The following is an 18482-nucleotide window of genomic DNA, read 5'->3' as shown; positions in this document are numbered from 1 at the left end:
GCGGTGACCCTCGGGTCACCGCCGCGTCGTCGTGACGGTGCGCGTCAGCGGGCGGTCGTCGGGCGGCGTCGGCGGCGCACCGCGCTCACCACGGAGCCGATCACCAGCAGGGCTCCGGCCGCGGCGAGCAGCACGATCGCGGCCAGCTCGACGTCGATGTGCGCGCCCGCGGCGTTGGCCACCAGGCCCACGCCGAAGGCGACGACGAGGAAGCCCCACACGATCGTGCTCGCCCGCGGACCGGTGCTGGCGGGCGGCTCGTCCACGGGGGCCGGTGCCACCGGGGTCGCGGGCACCGCCTCCGCCGGCTCGGACGAGGCCCACCCGGACGAGGCCGGCTCGGGCGTCGGCTCGGGCGTCGGCTCGGGCACGGTGGCGCCGTAGCCCGGGGCGGGTGTCTGCGGCACGGTCGCCGCCGGCCGCGTGGACGCGTCCTCGGCAAGGGCGGGTTCCGCGGGCCGCTCCGGCTGGTCGAAGATCGACAGCGGGTCGTCCGGCCCCGCCACGGGGAACGCGCGGGTGTCGCCCGAGGCCGGGAAGGCCCGGGTCTCGTCGGCCGCGGGCAGGGCCTGGGTCTCGTCGGCCGCGGGCAGGGCCTGGGTCTCGTCGGCCGCGGGCAGGGCCTGGGTCTCGTCGGCCGCGGGCAGGGCCCGGGTCTCGTCGGCCGCGGGCAGGGCCCGGGTCTCGTCGGCCGCGGGCAGGGCCCGGGTCTCGTCTGCGGCCGGCAGGGCCTGGGTCTCGTCCGGCTCGGGGCCGGGCGTGGTGGGCTTGTCGGCGCTCATCAGGACTCCTCGATGGTCAGGTTGCCGGCGCGCACGCCGACGTCGAGCAGCAGGCGGGCGCCGTCGGCCTCGCGAGCCTCCTCGGTGGTGAACCGCACGGGACCGTTGGTGTAGGTGTTGACGGAGCGGTCCTGGCCGTCCACGAACCACTCGGCGTTGCCCGCGATGACCTCGACGTCGGCCTCCACGGCCGTGCCGTCGGGGATCAGGACGGTCGCGTTGCCGGCGGAGATCGTGACGGGGACGACGACGGGGTCGTCCAGCGGGACGTCGGTCAGGTCGAGGTCGGTGAGGTCGATCGTCGCGTCGCCGAAGCGCACGTGCACGCCCTCCTCGGCGTCGGCGGCCGTCGTCGGGTGCAGGGTGCCGTCGCTGACGACGGCGGCTGCGCCGGACTGCTGCGGCGCGGCGTCCCAGAGCTCCCAGGAGGTGCGGTCCCCGGCGAAGGGCCAGGTGAGGACACCGGCGATCAGCGCGAGGATCGCGAGGAACGTCAGGCCGCCGCCGCGGCGGCCCCGCAGGCCCGTCACGACGAGCCCGGCCCCGAGGATCACGATCGAGGCGCCCAGCCACGTGGGCCCGAGCGGGAGACCGAGGTTCCCGGTGCGGTCGGCGACGAGGAGCAGCGCGCCGGCGAGCAGCACGAGCCCGAGGACGATGCCGACCGCTGCTGCGCCGGGGCCCCGGCGCACGGGGCGCGGGGGCCGCGGCGGGCGCGGCGCGACGACCGGCGCCGCCGGGGGAGCGGCCGGGGCGGGCGCGGCGGCCCAGGTGCCGGACGGCGCCGCGGGCGCGGCGGCCCAGGCGCCGGAAGGGCTGGCGGGCTCGGCCGGCGGCTGCGGCGCCGGGGGAGTCGTCAGGTACGGGGCGGGCGGGGCCGGCGTGAAGGAGCTCGCGGACGAGGGCCCGCCCCCGGCGGGGTCGTCGGTCGTGCCCGGCGCGGGCGCGGCGGGGTAGGGCGGAGCCGCGGGGTAGGGCGGCGCGGGCGGGGCGCCGGGGCCCCCGTTCCCGGGGCGGCGGTCGCGGATCAGCTTGACGACCAGCCAGACGATCCCGACCCAGACGGCCACCCACAGGAGCGCGCCGATCCACTCGATCCCGAAACCCCACCAGCTCAGGCCGTCGCCCCAGGCGAAGCCGACGATGAGGGCGACGACCGCCCCGAGGAGCGCGACGTCGAAGTCCCCGCGGAACGCCTGCTGCAGGTGGATGCGGCCGTCCCGCTCCGGGAGCAGCGCCCACGCGATCGCGTAGATGACGATGCCCGCGCCGGTGAGGAAGAAGCTGAGGATCAGCAGGCCGCGCACCAGCAGCGGGTCCAGGCCGAAGCGCTCGGCCACGCCGCCCGCGACGCCGCCGACCCAGCGGTTGTCGGACCGGGTGACGCCCATGCGGCGGATGGAGTCGAAGAAGCCGTCGCCGGTGCGGCGCGGAGGGGTGCCGCCCGCGGCGGGGGCGCCACCGGGTCCGGGCTGCGGCCCGGGCGGCTGGGGGAGGTCGTCGGTGCTCATGGCTCCATCCTGGCGATCGGGGAGCCCGCGCGGCATCGGGTGCTGCCCTGACACGACCCTGATTCGGGGTGCCGGGCGACCCTGAAACCTCGAGATCGTGCGCCCCGGGGCGCCCCTGACGTGCCAGGATCGGGAGCATGACCACCGAGCGACCCCCGCGCCTCCCGCTGCGCCGGCCCCCCCAGGGCCGGGTGCTCGGCGGCGTCGCCGCGGGCCTCGCCGCCCACCTGGGGATCCCGGTCCTGGTGGTGCGCCTCGCCTTCCTCCTGCTCACGCTGGTGGCGGGCGCGGGCGCGGTGGCGTACGTGTTCTGGTGGGTGACCGTGCCGTCGGGCGACCCGCGGCAGGCCGCCGACACCACGCCCACCTCCATGCAGCGGCTCGCGCCGCGGCTGCGCCTGCGTGGGCCGGTCGCGGCCCTGCCCGTGCGGGACGTCCTCATCGGGGCGGCGCTCATCGCGGGCGCCTTCATCCTCGTCGCGATCCGCGCGGGATGGGACGTCGGGGCGTCGTGGGTGCTGCCGGCGCTCGTCGCCGTGGGCGGCCTGGCGCTGGCGTGGAGCCAGCTCGACGCCGCGCACCGTGGCCGCGCCGGGGACGCCGGGTCGGGCACCCGCCGCTCGACGCTCGTGCTGCGGCTCGTGGGGGGTGTCGTCCTCGTCATGGTGGGGGTGCTGCTGCTCATCGGCCAGGACGCCCCCGTGCCCGTGCTGCTGCAGGCGGCCGTGGCGTCGCTCGCCGTCCTCGCGGGCGCGGCGCTCATGCTGGCGCCCTGGTGGCTGCGGCTGGTGCGCGAGCTGGGCGACGAGCGCGCCGCTCGCGCCCGCGAGGCGGAGCGCGCCGACATCGCCGCCCACCTGCACGACTCCGTCCTGCAGACCCTCGCCCTCATCCGCTCGCGCGCCGACGACCCGGAGGCGGTGGCCCGCATGGCCCGCGCCCAGGAGCGGGAGCTGCGCGAGTGGCTGTACACCGACCGCACCGCACCCGGCACGTCGCTCGCCGCGGAGCTGCGCGCCCTCGTCGCGGAGGTCGAGGACGGCCGCGCCGTCGAGGTCGAGTCGGTGATGGTGGGCGACTGCGTCCCCACGGAGGAGACCTCGGCCCTGCTGCAGGCGTCGCGCGAGGCGCTGGTGAACGCCGTCGTGCACGGCCGCCCGCCCGTGACGGTCTACCTCGAGGTGACCGACGCCGCCGTCGAGGTGTTCGTCCGCGACCGTGGCGACGGGTTCGAGATGGACGACATCGCGCCGGACCGGTTCGGGGTGCGGGAGTCCATCCTCGGGCGCGTGCACCGGCGCGGCGGCACCGCCGACGTCACCAGCCGGCCCGGCTGGGGCACCGAGGTGCGGCTGCGCATGCCGCGCGACGGGTCGGCCGCGCCGGCGGCGGAGCCCGCCGCCGGCCCCACCGACGCGAACGATCCGAGCACGGCCGACGAAGGAGCACGCACGTGACCACTCCCACCGACGCGACGCCGCAGCCGACGGGGCCGGTCCCCGTGGTGCTCGTCGACGACCACCACATGTTCCGCACCGGCGTGCGCGCCAGCCTGGACGGCCGGGTGCAGGTGGTGGGCGAGGCGGCGGACGTCGACCAGGCCGTGGCCGTCGTGCACGAGCACCGCCCGCCCGTCGTGCTGCTCGACGTGCACCTGCCGGGAGGCAACGGCGGCGGCGGGGCGGAGGTGGTACGGCGCTGCGCGGACCTGCTCGGCGAGACGAAGTTCCTCGCGCTGTCCGTCTCCGACGCCGCGGAGGACGTCGTGGCCGTCATCCGGGCCGGGGCGCGCGGCTACGTCACCAAGAACATCTCGGCGTCCGACCTCTCGGGCGCCGTGGTCCGCGTGGCCGGCGGGGACGCCGTCTTCTCGCCGCGGCTCGCGGGCTTCGTCCTCGACGCGTTCGGCACCGCCGCGGGCGACGTCGCGGTCGCGGACGACGAGCTGGACCGCCTGTCCAAGCGGGAGCAGGAGGTCATGCGGCTCATCGCGCGCGGCTACTCCTACCGCGAGGTGGCGAGCGAGCTGTTCATCTCCATCAAGACGGTCGAGACCCATGTGTCCGCCGTGCTGCGCAAGCTGCAGCTCTCCAGCCGCTACGAGCTCACGCGGTGGGCCGCGGCGCGCCGGCTGCTGTGAGCGCGGCGGCGCGGTAGCGCTCGACGACGACGTCCACGAGCTCGCCGGGCGCGTCCTCGTGCGCGACCAGGAGCGGCGCGGTGGTGGCGTCACCGCCGGCCCGCACGGCGAGGTCGGCGAAGAACCCCGGCGCGAGCAGGTAGGACGCGACGACGACCCGACGGCCCGGGTGCCGGGCCCGCGCGGCGTCGACCACCTCGTGCACGCGCGGGGTGGCGTTCGCGATGTACCCGACGGCGACCGGGCGGCCCAGGCGCCCGGCCAGGCGGGCGGCCGTGGTCTCGCAGTCGGCGACAGCGCGCGCGTCGCTCGACCCGGCGGCGGCCAGGACGACGGTGTCGTCGTCCCGCAGGCCCGTCTCGGCGAGGCGCTGCTCGAGCACGTCGACCAGGCGGTCGTCGGGCCCGAGCGCCCCGCCCAGGGTGACGTCGTCGCCGCCCGCGACGGCGGCGTCGACGTCGTCGCGCAGGTCGACGTGCACGTGGTACCCCGCCGACAGCAGCAGCGGCACCACGACGCTCGGCGCCTGGCGGCCCCGCAGCCCGGTCAGGCAGGCCGGGACGTCGGGCTGCTGCACGTCGACGAAGCCGGCGTGCACGGGGACGTCGGGGAGGCGGGCGGCCACGGCCTCGACGAGGGTCGCGACGGCGCCCGCCCCGGTGGCGGACGCCGTCCCGTGCGAGACGGCGAGGAGCGCGGGGACGGTCATGCCGCGACCCTAGGGCGGGCGGCGACCCGCGACGTTGCGCCCGCGTGAACGGCCGTCACGACGACCTCACCGCCGACGCTGCGACGGTGTGAGCGGAGCCGCGGGAGGACACCGGCCCCGTCCACGCCGGGCTGCGGCGCACGACGTCGCCCACGACGGTCACGGCCGGCGCCTGCACGCCCACGGCGCGCGCCCGGTCGGCGATGTCGGCGAGGGTGCCGACGGTGGTGCGCTGACGAGCGCCGAACCCGTCCTCCACGACGGCGACGGGCGTGTCCGCCGGGCGCCCCGCCGCGACGAGGGCGCGGGCGGTGTCCGCGAGCCGGGTGACGCCCATGAGCAGCACGAGCGTGTGGTCGGTGCCGCCCGGGACCTGGCCGACGTCGTCGTGCCCGGTGAGCACGCTGAAGCCGCGGGCGAGCCCCCGGTGCGTGACCGGGATGCCTGCCGCGGCCGGCACGGAGACGGCCGACGTCACGCCGGGCACGACCTCCACCTCGATCCCGGCGGCACGGCAGGCGTCCAGCTCCTCGCCGCCGCGGCCGAAGACGTACGGGTCGCCCCCCTTGAGCCGCACGACGTCGCGCCCGGCGAGCGCGTGCCGCACCAGCAGCGCGGTGATCTCGTCCTGCGGCACGGGGTGGTGCCCGGACGTCTTGCCGACGTCGATCACCTCGACGTCGTCGCCCAGCCCGGCCAGCAGCGAGCGCGGTGCCAGGCGGTCGACGACGACGACCTGCGCCGCGGCGAGCAGCCGTCGTCCGCGCACGGTGATGAGGCCCGCGTCCCCGGGGCCGCCGCCCACGAGCGCGACGCGGCCCGGGCGTGCCGTGCGTCCGTCGCCGTCGCCCGCCGGGCGCACGGCACGCAGCGGCAGGCTGCCGTCGTCGAGCCCGGCCACGACGGCGTCGCGCACGCGCACGGCGCGGCGCGGGTCGCGCCCGGCGGTCACGGCCACGGCGAGGTCGCCCGCGGGCCGGCCGGCGGCGTCCGTCACGGGGGTGCGCGCCACCGCGGGCACCCACGCGGAGCCGAGCTCGGCGTCGCCCGCGGTGACGCAGAAGGTGCGCAGCAGCTCGGCGTCGCCGGCCACGCGGGCGTCCACGTCGGGGTCGCCGGTCGCGGTGTGTACCAGCCACGCGCCGTCGAGGTCGCCGTCGCAGTACCCGCGGGTGATCCGTTCGATCGCGCCGGTGGAGACGAGCGAGGCGAGCTCGGGCACGACGTCCGGCGCGATCACCCGCACGCGGGCCCCCGCGGCGAGCAGGCCGCGCACGCGGCGCAGCGCCACGGGGCCGCCGCCCACGACGATGACGAGGCGGCCGCCGACGCGCAGGCCCAGCGGGTACGTGTCGTGCGGCGGGGCGGGCCGTGCCGGCCGCGACCCGTTCGAGGACCTCTTGCGGGCGCTCATACGTGCAGCCCGCACTCGTCCTTGTCCCGGCCGGCCCAGCGACCGGCGCGGGCGTCCTGCCCGGCCTCGACCCGCTGGGTGCAGGGCTCGCAGCCCACGGACGGGTACCCGTCGCTGAGCAGGGGGTTCACCACGACGCCGTGCGTGCGGGCGTACTCCTGGACCTCCTCGTCGGTCCAGGCCGCGAGGGGGTTGATCTTCACGACGCCGTTGCGCTCGTCGAACGAGACCAGGGGCGCGTTCGCGCGGGCCGCGGTCTCGCCGCGGCGGACGCCGGTCGCCCAGGCCTCGTAGCCCTGCAGGGCCTGCCGCATGGGAGCCACCTTACGCATGGCGCAGCAGGCCTCGGGGTCCCGGTCGTGCAGGCGGGGTCCGTGCCGTGCGTCCTGCTCGGCGACGCTGAGCTCGGGGCGGACGTCGACGACGTCCACGTCCATCTCGATCTCGACCGCGCCGCGCGTGCCGAGCGTCTCCGCGAAGTGGTAGCCGGTGTCGCCGAACAGCACGTCGACGAACGGGAGCTGACGGGAGACCAGGTGTGCGAGGACGAGGTCCTGCATCGACGACGCGACCGCGAGGAACGGGCCGAACTCCCGCACCGCCCAGGCGACGACCTCCACGGCCGTGGCCTCGGGCCGGTCGCCGTCGGCGTGCAGCTGCGCCTGGCCGCGCTCGACGACGTGGCGCAGCTCCTCGACCGAGCGCCGGTGCCGGGACGCACGAGCGCGCTGCCTGGCCTGGCGCGACTCCTCGCGCGCCGCCGCCCGCGCCCGCACCTCGGCGAGCCGGCCGCCGCCGGCCGGGGACGCGAGGAGCGTCACGGGGGAGGAGATCTCGACGGCGGTCACCGCAAGGCCTCCTCGTCGGCCCGGTGCGCCCACTGGGCGAACGTCTCGCCGCCGTCGTGCTCGGCGTCGTACCGCCGCACGACGCGCTCCACGTAGTCGCCGACCTCCGACGCCGGGACCTTGAGGCCGCGCACCGTGCGGCCCAGCCCGCCGGCGTCGCGCCCCTCGCCGACCAGGCCGCCGCCCAGGTGCACCTGGAAGCCGGGCATCTGCTCGCCGTCGACCGTGATGATCTGGCCCTTCAGCCCGATGTCGGCGGTCTGGATGCGGGCGCAGGAGTTGGGGCAGCCGTTGACGTTGAGCTCGATGGGCCGGTCGAGACGCCCGGTGACGTCGCCCAGCCGGTCCTCGAGCTCGCCGATCACGCGCGCCGCCGTGTCCTTGGTGTCGACGATGGCCAGCTTGCAGAACTCGATTCCGGTGCAGGCGATCGTCGAGCGGCGGAACAGGCTCGGCCGGGCGGTGAGGCCGAGGGGCTCCAGCCCGTCCAGCAGCTCGTCGACGCGGTCGGCGGGCACGCCCAGGATCACGACCTTCTGGTGCGCGGTGAGCCGGGCGGAGTCCGCGCCGACCCGCTCGATGAGGTCGGCCAGCCCGGTGAGGGTGTTGCCGCCGACCCGCCCGACGACGGGTGCCGCGCCCACGTAGAACCGGCCGTCCTTCTGCTCGTGCACGCCGACGTGGTCGCCGGGCCGGGTGGCCGGCGCGGGGGCCGGGCCGTCGGGCAGCGCGTACCCGAGGTACTCGCTCTCCAGCACCTCGCGGAACCTCTCCGTGCCCCAGTCGGCGAGGAGGAACTTCAGGCGGGCCTTGTTGCGCAGCCGCCGGTAGCCGTAGTCGCGGAAGATGCGGATGACGCCGTGCCAGACGTCGGGCGCCTGCTCCTCGGTGACGAAGACGCCGAGCCGCTCGCCGAGCCGCGGCGTGGTGGACAGCGCGCCGCCCACCCACAGGTCGTAGCCCGGGCCGAGCTCGGGGTGCACGACGCCCACCAGCGAGATGTCGTTGATCTCGTGCACCACGTCGAGGCTCGGGTGGCCGGTGATCGCCGTCTTGAACTTGCGCGGCAGGTTGGCCAGCTCCGGGTCGCCGATGTAGCGGCGCTTGATCTCGAGGATCACGGGGGTGGGGTCGATGATCTCGTCGGCCGCGATGCCCGCCACCGGGCTGCCGAGGAAGCCGCGGGGGGAGTCGCCGCAGGCGGTGGTGGTCTCCAGGCCCACGGTGTCGAGGCGGCGCCAGATCTCCGGCATGCTCTCGATCTCGATCCAGTGGTACTGGATGTTCTGCCGGTCGGTGATGTCGGCGGACCCGCGCCCGAAGTCGGCCGAGATGCCGCCGAGCACCCGCAGGGCGGCGGGCGAGAGGGGCTGGCCGTCCGAGCGGACGCGGAGCATGAAGTACCGGTCCTCGAGCTCGTGCGGCTCGAGCGTCGCGGTGCGGCCGCCGTCGATCCCGGGCTTGCGCTGCGTGTACAGGCCCCACCAGCGGAAACGGCCGTGCAGGTCGTCGTCGGTGATCGAGTCGAAGCCCTCGCGCGCGTAGGTCGACTCGATGCGCTCGCGGACGCCGAGCGGTGCCGCCTCCTGCTTGAAGACCTCGTTGTGGTTGAGGGGTTCGGTGCCGTCGACCTTCCACTGCCCGTTCGGGCGCGTCGCGCGCGGGGGGCGGACGCGGGCGGGGGCGTCGTCGCTGGTCGGGGCGGGTGCGGTGGTCTGCGTCGTCATCTGGGGGAGTTCCTCGGGTCCTCGGGGGCGGGACGCGCGACGACGAGCGACTCAGCGGGGGTGGGCCGAGGACCGACGGCGCGCGCCGGTGCTCAGGAGCCGCGAGTCCGCGGCGGGGCTGAGGTAGGGCGCGATCAGCGACAGCAGCACAGACAGCTGCGCATGCTGCGACGCACGCACGCCGGCATCTCGTGACGAGTCGTCACGAGGAGGCGGTGCGCGGCCGTGGTCATGGGGATGACCGTAACCGCTCCGGGCGGAGTCGCGCGAGACCAGGTCCACATGGTGGGACCACATGGTGGGACGATGTGGGGGCAGCTTGCGGACGCCTGTCCGGGTGTGATGTGTGACCGGTTGCGGACACCGGTGTCAGATCCCGCTCCGCGCGCGGCTAGGCTGCCCGCATGGAGTTCCTCTACCACGTCTTCGTCGCGCTCCACTTCGTGGGCTGGGCGATCGTCCTCGGTGGCTACATCGCGTCGATCAAGAGCCCCGGCCTCTACCGCGGGGTCTTCCACGGCGCCGCGACCGCCCTCGTCGCCGGCATCCTCATGGTCGGCATCGCCGAGATGGGCGACCTGTGGGCCGACGGCGGCCCCAGCATGGCCAAGATCGGCGTCAAGCTCGTGATCGCACTGATCATCGCCGTGCTCGCGTTCGTCGCCAAGCGCCAGGGCTCGAAGGGCGACAACGGCACGGGTGCCGTGGCCCCCGGCCTCAAGCACTCGATCGGCGCCCTGACGCTGGTCAACATCCTGGTCGCCGTCTTCTGGTGACCGTCCACGTGGCCCCGGGGCAGGTGCGATGAGCGTCCTGGGGGAGGTGCTGGTCGGGCTGGCGATCGCCGTCGGCCTGGTCGGCATCGTCGTCCAGGTGCTCCCCGGCAACGTGCTCGTGCTGGGGAGCATCCTCGTGTGGGCGTGGGTCACCGGCGGCACGACGGCGTGGGTGTGCTTCGCCGTCGCCGCCCTGGCGGTCGTGGCCGCCGAGACCGGTCAGTGGCTGCTCGCGGGGCGCCACATGCGCCGGGCCGACGTGCCCTGGGGCACGCTCGCCCTGGCGGGCGTCGCGGGGATCGTCGGGTTCTTCGTGGTGCCCGTCGTCGGGCTCTTCCTCTTCTTCGCCGGGGCCGTCTTCCTCGTGGAGCTGGCCCGACGGCGCGACGCGGCCGTCGCCTGGACCGCCACGCGCGCGGCGCTCAAGGCCACGCTCATCACGATCGGCGTCCAGCTCGCCGGGGGCGTCGTGGCCACCCTTGCCTGGGTGGTCGGGCTCGTGGCGACCTGACCGGGCGTCAGCAGCGCGGTCCTGGGCCGCAGAGGTCCCCGCGTCCGAGGCGGTGCGGCACCAGGTCGGCGGCGTCCTGCGGGGTCTCCACCGCGGGCGGCTGCGCCACGACGCGATCGACGGCAGTGAGGGTGCCGGCCGCGGCCGCGGCCCCGAGCAGCAGCGCGAGGAGGACCTTGCCGGCCTGCGCCCCGTGGACCCTCGGTGAGGTCGTGACCGGCGCGGGGGGCGGGCGCGGAGGGCCGTCGTCCGTCCAGACCTCGAACACCAGCGGAGCTCCCACGACAGCCTCCCGCGTGCTCGGGCCCAGGCCGAGTCTCGCCCGCAACGCGGCCCTCCTGCATCAGGTGTTGTCCTTGTCGGGTGGGCCCGGCGCGGGTGACATCCGCGCACCGAGCTCGGCGCGCGACCGGATGCCCAGCTTCGCGTAGGCCCGAGCGAGGTGGGCCTCGACCGTCTTCGGGCTCATCGTCAGCGCGTACGCGACGTCCCGGTTGGTCAGGCCGCGGGCCGCGAGGGTGCAGACGCGCTCCTCCATCGCCGTCAGGGCGGTGCCGCTGCGCGGGCCCGACGACCGGTCGACCTCGTCCTGCGCGACCCGGCACCACAGCGCGCAGCCCACGGCGTCGAGCTCCGCCACCGCGCGGCGGGCCGCGGCCGCGGCGGACGCGCGGCGGCGGCCGTGGCGCTCGAGGCGCGCGAGCGACACGAGCGTGCGTCCCCGTTCCGCGCCGAGATCCGGGGCGGCGAAGCAGGACAGCGCGCGCTCGAGGTAATGGCGCGCGGTCGTGACGTCCCCGGTCGCGGCCGACACGGCCGACCGCCCGCGTGCGAGGACGCCGCGCAGCCAGGCCTCGCCGGCTCGGGCGGCGACCTGCTCGTACCCGTCGAGCACGGCGGCGGCCTCCACGGTCTCGCCGGCCGTGGCGAGCGCCTCGACGAGCTCCGACAGGTGGTGCGGGAAACCCGGGTGGCGGTATCCCGCCGCAGTCAGGAGCCGTTCGAGCGGCCGCAGCAGGGTCACGACGGACGGCGCGTCGCCCGCCGCGAGCAGGACGGACGCCAGTGCCGCGGCCGGGAGCGCGGCCACGTGCGCCGCACCGAGCGCCTCGAACCGCTCGACGGCCCGTCGCGCCGTCGCCGCCGCCGCGTCCGTCCGGCCGGTCCACGCGAGGAGGTGCGCCTCCGCGGTGCGGGCCATGAGGTCGAGCACCGGGCCCTCGGTCCGGCGGGCACGCTCGTCGAGTCGCCCCGCGGCCTCCGCGGCGGTCTCGACCGCACCCACGAGGAGGGCGGCGCGCACGGTGGAGAACTGCACGAACCAGAGGTCGGTCTCCTGGCCGCGGTCGACGCACCGGCGTTCCGCCGCGGCCAGGAGCGGCAGGGCCTCGCCCGGTCGGCCGCTGAAGAGCAGCGCCGACGCGACGTTCACGGTCGGCCAGCGGATCGCCGGGGTGACCCGGTCGGCGCTCTCCAGCGCCAGGGCGCGTCGTGCGATGCGGTCGTGGTAGCCGTGGCCCGCGAGCTGGTCGATCACCACGCGGGCGCCGAGCAGCTCGGCCAGCGCGCCGTCGTCCATCGCCGGAGCGGTCGAGGGAGCGGTCGCCGCCGCGGTCGCCGGGGAGCGGGCGGGGTCGACCGCGGGGAGCTCCGCACGGGCGGCCTCGAGCCGCCCGGAGTTGAGGAGGCAGGTCGCCAGGTCGCCGAAGACGGAGACGTGCAGGTCGGCATCGCCCACGGCCAGCGGGAGGGCGGCGCGCAGGGCGGACACCGCCCCCTCGATGTCGCCGAGCCGGAACCGGGCCTGCCCGACGGTGGCGAGCGCGCCCGCCCGCTCGAGCGGCGCCGTGAGCGCGGGCAGGGCCTCGGACGCGAGCTCGAGCGCGCGGCCGTACGCGTCCGTGCCGAGCCGGTCCGCGGCGGCCTGCAGCAGCCGCTGCGGCGACCGCGCGCCGAGCCCGAGGGCCAGCTCGCCGAGCTCCGCCGCGACGGACGTCGCGCCACGGCTCCGCGCGGCGTCGGCCGCTGCGTCGAGCGCGTCGAGGGTCGCGGGCTCCGGGCCGGCCGCGGCGTACGCGAGATGACGGGCGCGAGCCTCGTCGTCGGCCGCGCCGCCGGCGATCTCCGCCAGCCGCCGGTGCCGTTCGCGGCGGCGGGTCGGCGGAGCGGCGTCGAGGACCCCGAGCGCGAACAGCGGGTGCGCGAAGCGGAGCCGCCCGTCGGCGACGCGCGCGACCCCCGCGTCCTCGGCCGCCGCCACGGCCTCCACGTCCCCGTGGACCGCGGCCAGCGCGTCTGCCCGCGCGTCGGCCAGGCACGCCGCCGTGAGGAGGAGGTCGCGGGTGGCGTGCGGGAGGGCCGACAACCGCTCGGCGACCAGCGCTCGCAGGCTCGCCGGCAGGCCGTCCGGGGCGGGGCGCGAGCGCCAGTGCTCCGCGAGCTGGACCGCGAAGAGCGGGTTGCCGTCCGCGGCCTCGACCAGGCGTTCCATCGTCGTCGCGGCGAGGGTCCGCCCCGCGACGTCCCGGGCGACCGCGGTCACGTCGGCCGGCGTCAGCGGCGCGAGCGGTAGATGGGCGAGGCGGCGGGGGTCGGCCGGCTCGATCACGGCGACCGGGACGTCCTCGCCGCCCGCCGGGGCGTCCGAGGTGCGGGCGCTCGTGAGGATGGCGAGCCGGCCGGGCGTACGGCGGCACGCGGACGCGATCGCCTGCCGGCTCGACGGGTCGAGCCACTGGAGGTCGTCGACCGCGACCAGGACGGGCCCGCGTGCCGCCGCGTCGCGCAGCAGCGTGCCCGCGGCCGCGGCGACGAGCTGGGGGCCGCCGCCCGGCCCGGAGGGCTCGACGCCGAGGGCCGCCCGGAGCGCACGCTGCTGCGGCAGCGGCAGGGTGCCGACCGCGTCGGACAGCGGGTCGAGGACCTCCCGCAGGCCCGAGTACTCGAGCCGCACCTCGGCGGGCACCGGCCGGCTGGCGAGCACGAGCACGCCTCGCTCGCGGGCCCGGTCCAGGGCGGCGAGCCACACCGTCGTCTTGCCGATGCCCGGAGGTCCGCTCAGCGCCAGGGCCGCGGGCCCTTCTTCCGCCGCGCCGAGCAGATCGTCGACGGCGACGAGCGCCTCGGACCTCCCCACGACCCGCGGGGAGCCCACGAGGCGACTATCCCATCGGCGGTGCCCGACGAGCCGTGCCCCGGGCGCGATTCACCCCGGGATCACCCGCGCCCGGTCCGGTTCAGACGGCACCTCGCGGGGCGTACATGATCACCGCGACGCCGGCGAGGCAGAGCAGCGCACCGGCGACGTCCCAGCGGTCGGGCCGGAACCCGTCGACGACCATGCCCCAGACCAGCGACCCGGCCACGAAGACCCCGCCGTACGCGGCGAGGATGCGGCCGAAGTGCGCGTCCGGCTGCAGGCTCGCGAAGAAGCCGTACGCGCCGAGGGCGACGACGCCCGCGCCGATCCAGATCCAGCCGCGGTGCTCGCGCACCCCCTGCCACACCAGCCAGGCACCGCCGATCTCGAAGACGGCGGCGGCGAGGAAGAGCAGGATCGAGCGCAGCACGGTCATGCGCAGGAGTCTCGCGCGCCGACGGACCCCGCCGCGAGCCGCGCCGGTCAGCCTGCCGGGTTCTCGGTGACGTACAGCGTGTTGCCGTCCGGGTCGCGGAACTCGAACATCGGCGGCGCCTGCTCCCACAGCAGGAGGTCCCCGACGTCGGCCCCCGCGTCGGTCAGAGCCGCGTGAGCGGCCCGGGCGTCGGGCGTGACGAGCCGGATCCCGGTGTCGATGCCGGCGGGCAGCCCGTCACCCGCCCGCACCAGCGCGAGCGACGTCGCGGCACCCGGCGCGGCGACGTCGACCCACCGGAAGCCGGGCTGCAGCTCGGCGTCGAAGCGGACCTCGAACCCCAGCGGCCCGGTGTAGAAGGTGAGCGCGGCGTCCTGGTCGCGGACGGGGACCGCGACGGTATGGACCCCGGTGAATCGTGCTGCGGCCACGGTGGTTCCTCCTCGGACGACGACCCGGCGCCGGTCGCGCCGGGTGCGGTACGGGTGGGACGGCCGCCGGGGGCGGATCTCATCGGCGCGCGGCTTAAGGTGTCGGGCGGCAGGCACGGCAGCTCGGAGGAACCATGACCCAGCAGGACGCCCGGCAGCGGCGCGACGACCGGTGGACGGTGCGTGTCTCGACGCTCGACGAGCTGGACGCGCGGACCGCGTACGCGGCGTGGCAATTGCGGCAGGACGTGTTCGTCGTCGAGCAGGAGTGCGCGTACCCCGACCTGGACGGCCGGGACGCCGAGCCCACGGCGTGGCACGTCGTCCTGCTCGACGGTGACCGGGACGGCCGGGTGGTCGCGACGGCGCGGGTGCTCGACGACGGCGACGTGCAGCGCATCGGCCGCGTGGTGTGCCACCCGGACGTGCGCGGCTCGGGGGCGTCGGGCGTGCTCATGCGGGCCGCGGTGGAGGTCGCCACCGCCGCCGCCCCGGGGGCCGACGTCGTCCTCGGCGCGCAGTCACCGCTGACCGGCTTCTACGGGCGGTTCGGCTTCGCCCCGGACGGGCCCGAGTACCTGGAGGACGACATCCCGCACACGCCGATGCGGCTGCGTCGGTAGTTCTCGGTCTACGCCGTCGGGCCGGCGGCCGGCGCGTCCAGGCGGACGGCGCCGACGATGCCGCGCGCCCGCGCGGCGGCACCGGGCACGGCGTCGCGCCCGGCGTAGACGGCGAGGAACGCCTCGAACAGCGCGGCCCCGGCCAACGTCCGCGCCACGGCCTCGGTGTCGACGCCGGGGTCGAGGCGTCCGTCGCGCGCCTCGGCGTCGAGGTAGGCCTGCACCTGGAGGGCCGGGCCCTGCGGGCCCGCGCCCCGGCGCCCCAGGCCCTCGCGGTGCGCGACGAGCAGCTCCGGCGCGCCGAGGATCGACGCCGCCATCGGGAACGACCGGGCGTAGAACGCGAGCAGCTGGCCGACGAGGGTCGTGACGTTCTCGACGACGGTCGCGCGCCCGACGAGGTCCGCGGGGGCGTCGAGGCGGGGGGCGCGCTCCGACAGGACGCCGAGGAACAGCTCCTGCTTGTCGGCGAAGTGCTTGTAGAGCAACGCCTCCGAGCAGCCCGCCGCGCGCGCGATCTCCTTGGTCGTGGCCCGGGCGATCCCGCGCTCGCGCAGCACGGTCGCCGCGGCGTCGAGGATCCGGTCGCGCGTGCTCATGGGTTCTCCCGTCCCGTTGACATGCCCGTGCGGGCACCCCCATCCTAGGGGTGAGTAAACACTTACTCACCCCGAGGAGCGAGGAGACGACCATGAAGATCGCCGTGCTGGGAGCGACGGGACGGACCGGACGCCTGGTCGTGGTGGAGGCTCGGCGCCGCGGCCACCACGTGGTGGCGGTCGTGCGCGACCCGGCACGCCTGGGCGACCTGACCCCCGACGGCGTCGCGACGGCGGACGGCCTCGACGCCGCCGCGGTCACGGCCGCGCTCGCCGGGATGGACGCCGTCGTGTCGGCGCTGGGCCCGGTGCCCGGCAGCGCGCCCGGCGTGCAGGGGGAGCTGACGGAGGTGCTCGTCGACGCCGCCCGCGCCGCCGGGGTGCGCCGCGCCGTCGTCGTCACCGCGAGCGGCTGGGTGGTCGACGGCGACGACCCGTTGTCCCGCTACCTGGCCAAGCCGATCCTGGCGCGGGCGCTGCGCGACGCGAACGCGGGCTTCGCCGTCGCCGAGCCGGCGGTGCGGGAGTCCGGGCTCGACTGGACGATCGTGCGGCCGCCCATGCTGCGCGACGGCGCGCCCCGCGGCGCGTACCACCAGCGCCGGGACGGCAACGTGCGCTGGCGCTGGTCGATGCGCCGCGCCGACCTCGCCGCGGCGGTCTGCGACCTGCTGGAGGACCCGACGGCCGTCGGCGCGACCGTCTCGGTCGCCGGCTGAGGGGCGGGTCACGGCCCGGGCGGCACCGGGATGTCGGCCGCGGAGCCTACGCTTGGTCCACGATGACCTCCCTGTTCGACAGCCTGTCCCTGCCCGGGTTCGACCACGCCGCGAAGGACGACACGGCACGCCTGCCGTCCACCGCCCCGCGCTGGGACGACGACGCCGCCGACCCGACGTCCGGCGCGCCGGCGTGGGTGCGCGACGCCGCGGCCGAGGCGCACGACGGCGGGTCGGGCGAGGGGCGGCCGCGCTCGCGCGGGGCGTTCTCGCACCTCGACCCCGAGGCCCTGCTGGAGGAGCTGAACCCGCAGCAGCGGGCCGCCGTCGAGCACGCGGGCTCGCCCCTGCTCATCGTCGCGGGCGCCGGGTCGGGCAAGACGCGCGTGCTCACGCACCGCATCGCCTACCTGCTGGCCACCGGCCGGGCCCGGGCGGGGGAGATCCTCGCGATCACGTTCACCAACAAGGCCGCGGCGGAGATGCGCGAGCGCGTCGAGCACCTGGTGGGCCCGGCGGGTGGGCGGATGTGGGTCTCGACGTTCCACTCCGCGTGCGTCCGGATCCTCCGCAAGGAGGCCAAGACCCTCGGCCTGCGCTCCAGCTTCTCCATCTACGACGCGGCGGACAGCCAGCGCCTCATCACGCTGGTGACGCGCGAGCTCGACCTCGACGCGAAGAAGTACCCGGCGCGGTCGCTGGCGCACAAGATCAGCGACCTCAAGAACGAGCTGATCGACCCCGAGGCCTACGCGCAGAGCTCGGGCGCCGACGCCACGGAGGAGGGCTGGCGCGAGCGCACCGCCCGCGCGGCGTCGTCGGGCTCGCTGCCGACGCAGGCGCCGGAGTTCGACACCGTGCTGGCGGACGTCTACCGGCGCTACCAGCAGCGGCTGGCGCAGGCGAACGCGCTCGACTTCGACGACATCATCATGACGACGGTGAACCTCCTGCAGGCGTTCCCGAACGTCGCGGAGCACTACCGCCGCCGGTTCCGGCACATCCTGGTGGACGAGTACCAGGACACCAACCACGCGCAGTACATGCTGGTGCGCGAGCTGGCCGGCGCGACGGTGGACGGGCCCGGCGTCGACGGCCTGGACCCCGCGGAGCTCACCGTCGTCGGCGACGCCGACCAGTCGATCTACGCCTTCCGCGGCGCCACGATCCGCAACATCGTGGAGTTCGAGGAGGACTACCCGGACGCCACGACGATCCTGCTGGAGCAGAACTACCGCTCCACCCAGACGATCCTCACGGCCGCGAACTCCGTCATCTCGCGCAACCCGGACCGCAAGCCCAAGCGGCTGTGGACCGACGCCGGCGCGGGGGAGAAGATCGTCGGCTACGTGGCCGACGACGAGCACGGCGAGGCGCGGTTCGTCGCCGAGGAGATCGACCGGCTCGGCGACAAGGACGGGGTGCGCCCCGGCGACGTCGCGGTGTTCTACCGCACCAACGCGCAGTCGCGCGCGCTGGAGGAGGTGCTGATCCGCGTCGGCCTGCCGTACAAGGTGGTGGGCGGCACCCGCTTCTACGAGCGCCGCGAGGTCAAGGACGCGGTCGCCTACCTGCGGGCGCTGGCGAACCCGGACGACGACGTCAACCTGCGCCGCGTGCTCAACGTGCCCAAGCGGGGGCTGGGGGACAAGGCGGAGTCGCTCGTCGCGTCGTTCGCCGACCGGGAGCGGATCTCCTTCGGGGCCGCGCTCGAGCGCGCCGACGAGATCGGCGGCATGACCTCCCGCACGTCCAAGCCGCTCACGGCGTTCCGCGACATGATGCGCGAGCTGCGCGCCCTCGTCGACGACGGCGAGCCGCCCGCCACGATCCTCGGCGCCGTCCTGGACCGCACGGGCTACCTCGCGGAGCTGCGCGCGTCGGACGACCCGCAGGACGCCTCGCGCGTCGAGAACCTCGCCGAGCTGCACGCCGTCGCGGCGGAGTTCAGCGAGCTGGACCCGGAGGGCGACCTCGCGGACTTCCTCGAGCGCGTGTCGCTCGTGGCGGACGCCGACCAGATCCCCGACGAGGACGTGGCCGACGGGGAGGCCGAGCAGGAGCCCAAGGAGGACCAGGGCGTCGTCACGCTCATGACCCTGCACACCGCCAAGGGT

At 76.2% G+C, this 18482-nt stretch carries 18 protein-coding genes; 7 read left to right on the top strand and 11 right to left on the bottom strand.

The genetic code is table 11. The annotated features are described in order from the left end of the window. Positions 1-44 precede the first annotated feature (44 nt). Positions 45-782 carry a hypothetical protein gene (locus tag ACFWEK_RS07415; protein WP_430553628.1) on the bottom strand — a complete coding sequence of 246 codons (738 nt, stop codon included), beginning with the start codon at positions 780-782 and terminating at the stop codon, positions 45-47. Further along, positions 782-2293 (bottom strand): PspC domain-containing protein, encoded by a 1512-nt coding sequence (locus tag ACFWEK_RS07410; RefSeq protein ID WP_430553627.1) that lies wholly within the window; start codon positions 2291-2293, stop codon positions 782-784. The genes ACFWEK_RS07415 and ACFWEK_RS07410 overlap by 1 nt, the downstream gene beginning before the upstream one ends. Positions 2294-2430: 137 nt before the next feature. Here ACFWEK_RS07410 and ACFWEK_RS07405 point away from each other — a divergent pair, with 137 nt between their 5' ends. Then, entirely contained in the window at positions 2431-3750 is a 1320-nt protein-coding gene (locus tag ACFWEK_RS07405; protein WP_430553626.1) for a PspC domain-containing protein, read from the top strand. Then, positions 3747-4433, top strand: a complete 687-nt coding sequence (locus tag ACFWEK_RS07400; RefSeq protein WP_430546664.1) for a LuxR C-terminal-related transcriptional regulator — start codon at positions 3747-3749, stop codon at positions 4431-4433. The genes ACFWEK_RS07405 and ACFWEK_RS07400 overlap by 4 nt, the downstream gene beginning before the upstream one ends. On the opposite strand, the gene ACFWEK_RS07395 is transcribed toward ACFWEK_RS07400, so the two are convergent. Genes ACFWEK_RS07395 through ACFWEK_RS07380 form a run of 4 tightly spaced genes read right to left on the bottom strand, consistent with a single transcriptional unit; the run spans position 4399 to position 9131 of the window. Beyond that, a complete protein-coding gene (locus ACFWEK_RS07395) occupies positions 4399-5142 on the bottom strand; it encodes a sirohydrochlorin chelatase (protein ID WP_430553625.1) in 744 nt (247 codons plus the stop codon). The genes ACFWEK_RS07400 and ACFWEK_RS07395 overlap by 35 nt on opposite strands. A 55-nt stretch (positions 5143-5197) precedes the next feature. Continuing rightward, positions 5198-6556, bottom strand: coding sequence for a uroporphyrinogen-III C-methyltransferase (gene cobA / locus ACFWEK_RS07390; protein WP_430546662.1), 1359 nt, complete (start codon positions 6554-6556; stop codon positions 5198-5200). Beyond that, entirely contained in the window at positions 6553-7404 is an 852-nt protein-coding gene (locus tag ACFWEK_RS07385) for a phosphoadenylyl-sulfate reductase (RefSeq protein WP_430546661.1), read from the bottom strand. Before ACFWEK_RS07385 ends, cobA begins: the two co-directional genes overlap by 4 nt. After that, entirely contained in the window at positions 7401-9131 is a 1731-nt protein-coding gene (locus tag ACFWEK_RS07380; protein ID WP_430553624.1) for a nitrite/sulfite reductase, read from the bottom strand. The genes ACFWEK_RS07385 and ACFWEK_RS07380 overlap by 4 nt, the downstream gene beginning before the upstream one ends. Before the next feature lie 404 nt (positions 9132-9535). Between ACFWEK_RS07380 and ACFWEK_RS07375 the strand changes: the two genes are divergently transcribed. Both ACFWEK_RS07375 and ACFWEK_RS07370 read left to right on the top strand, forming a co-directional pair. Next, the gene (locus ACFWEK_RS07375) at positions 9536-9907 is read left to right on the top strand and encodes a hypothetical protein (RefSeq protein ID WP_429766163.1); all 372 of its coding nucleotides are present in this window, start codon (positions 9536-9538) and stop codon (positions 9905-9907) included. Between the two features lie 28 nt (positions 9908-9935). Further along, positions 9936-10418 (top strand): DUF456 domain-containing protein, encoded by a 483-nt coding sequence (locus ACFWEK_RS07370; RefSeq protein ID WP_430546658.1) that lies wholly within the window; start codon positions 9936-9938, stop codon positions 10416-10418. A 7-nt stretch (positions 10419-10425) separates the two neighbouring features. On the opposite strand, the gene ACFWEK_RS07365 is transcribed toward ACFWEK_RS07370, so the two are convergent. The 4 genes from ACFWEK_RS07365 to ACFWEK_RS07350 all read right to left on the bottom strand — a co-directional run bounded on the left by ACFWEK_RS07365 (position 10426) and on the right by ACFWEK_RS07350 (position 14424). Continuing rightward, positions 10426-10701 (bottom strand): hypothetical protein, encoded by a 276-nt coding sequence (locus ACFWEK_RS07365; RefSeq protein WP_430553623.1) that lies wholly within the window; start codon positions 10699-10701, stop codon positions 10426-10428. 60 nt (positions 10702-10761) lie between these two features. Next, positions 10762-13572: an AAA family ATPase gene (locus ACFWEK_RS07360; RefSeq protein ID WP_430553622.1), complete on the bottom strand. Its 2811-nt coding sequence runs from the start codon at positions 13570-13572 to the stop codon at positions 10762-10764. Positions 13573-13654: 82 nt separating this feature from the next. Then, positions 13655-13993: a YnfA family protein gene (locus ACFWEK_RS07355; protein ID WP_430553621.1), complete on the bottom strand. Its 339-nt coding sequence runs from the start codon at positions 13991-13993 to the stop codon at positions 13655-13657. A gap of 47 nt (positions 13994-14040) precedes the next feature. Then, positions 14041-14424 carry a VOC family protein gene (locus tag ACFWEK_RS07350; protein ID WP_430553620.1) on the bottom strand — a complete coding sequence of 128 codons (384 nt, stop codon included), beginning with the start codon at positions 14422-14424 and terminating at the stop codon, positions 14041-14043. A 134-nt stretch (positions 14425-14558) separates the two neighbouring features. Between ACFWEK_RS07350 and ACFWEK_RS07345 the strand changes: the two genes are divergently transcribed. Beyond that, positions 14559-15047, top strand: coding sequence for a GNAT family N-acetyltransferase (locus tag ACFWEK_RS07345; protein ID WP_430553619.1), 489 nt, complete (start codon positions 14559-14561; stop codon positions 15045-15047). An 8-nt stretch (positions 15048-15055) separates the two neighbouring features. On the opposite strand, the gene ACFWEK_RS07340 is transcribed toward ACFWEK_RS07345, so the two are convergent. Next, the gene (locus ACFWEK_RS07340; RefSeq protein WP_430553618.1) at positions 15056-15646 is read right to left on the bottom strand and encodes a TetR/AcrR family transcriptional regulator; all 591 of its coding nucleotides are present in this window, start codon (positions 15644-15646) and stop codon (positions 15056-15058) included. Between the two features lie 92 nt (positions 15647-15738). On the opposite strand from ACFWEK_RS07340, the gene ACFWEK_RS07335 reads away from it, so the two are divergent. Together ACFWEK_RS07335 and ACFWEK_RS07330 are read left to right on the top strand one after the other, a co-directional pair. Beyond that, positions 15739-16365: an NAD(P)-dependent oxidoreductase gene (locus ACFWEK_RS07335; RefSeq protein WP_430553617.1), complete on the top strand. Its 627-nt coding sequence runs from the start codon at positions 15739-15741 to the stop codon at positions 16363-16365. A 62-nt stretch (positions 16366-16427) separates the two neighbouring features. Next, a partial coding sequence (locus ACFWEK_RS07330) for a UvrD-helicase domain-containing protein (protein ID WP_430553616.1) occupies positions 16428-18482 on the top strand: 2055 nt, incomplete at its 3' end.

The sequence above is a fragment of the Isoptericola sp. NPDC060257 genome (assembly GCF_042726645.1).
GTDB lineage: Bacteria > Actinomycetota > Actinomycetes > Actinomycetales > Cellulomonadaceae > Isoptericola > Isoptericola nanjingensis.
The sequence above is the reverse complement of the archived record's forward strand: the minus strand, read 5'-3'. Positions and strand labels throughout refer to the sequence as shown.

What these genes read in the sequence shown, in the direction of transcription:
- ACFWEK_RS07340 (WP_430553618.1), bottom strand. Translation starts at nt 15,646, where the DNA reads ATGAGCACGCGCGACCGGATCCTCGACGCCGCGGCGACCGTGCTGCGC.
- ACFWEK_RS07345 (WP_430553619.1), top strand. Translation starts at nt 14,559, where the DNA reads ATGACCCAGCAGGACGCCCGGCAGCGGCGCGACGACCGGTGGACGGTG.
- ACFWEK_RS07355 (WP_430553621.1), bottom strand. Translation starts at nt 13,993, where the DNA reads ATGACCGTGCTGCGCTCGATCCTGCTCTTCCTCGCCGCCGCCGTCTTC.
- ACFWEK_RS07415 (WP_430553628.1), bottom strand. Translation starts at nt 782, where the DNA reads ATGAGCGCCGACAAGCCCACCACGCCCGGCCCCGAGCCGGACGAGACC.
- ACFWEK_RS07405 (WP_430553626.1), top strand. Translation starts at nt 2,431, where the DNA reads ATGACCACCGAGCGACCCCCGCGCCTCCCGCTGCGCCGGCCCCCCCAG.
- cobA (WP_430546662.1), bottom strand. Translation starts at nt 6,556, where the DNA reads ATGAGCGCCCGCAAGAGGTCCTCGAACGGGTCGCGGCCGGCACGGCCC.
- ACFWEK_RS07370 (WP_430546658.1), top strand. Translation starts at nt 9,936, where the DNA reads ATGAGCGTCCTGGGGGAGGTGCTGGTCGGGCTGGCGATCGCCGTCGGC.
- ACFWEK_RS07335 (WP_430553617.1), top strand. Translation starts at nt 15,739, where the DNA reads ATGAAGATCGCCGTGCTGGGAGCGACGGGACGGACCGGACGCCTGGTC.
- ACFWEK_RS07410 (WP_430553627.1), bottom strand. Translation starts at nt 2,293, where the DNA reads ATGAGCACCGACGACCTCCCCCAGCCGCCCGGGCCGCAGCCCGGACCC.
- ACFWEK_RS07380 (WP_430553624.1), bottom strand. Translation starts at nt 9,131, where the DNA reads ATGACGACGCAGACCACCGCACCCGCCCCGACCAGCGACGACGCCCCC.
- ACFWEK_RS07395 (WP_430553625.1), bottom strand. Translation starts at nt 5,142, where the DNA reads ATGACCGTCCCCGCGCTCCTCGCCGTCTCGCACGGGACGGCGTCCGCC.
- ACFWEK_RS07375 (WP_429766163.1), top strand. Translation starts at nt 9,536, where the DNA reads ATGGAGTTCCTCTACCACGTCTTCGTCGCGCTCCACTTCGTGGGCTGG.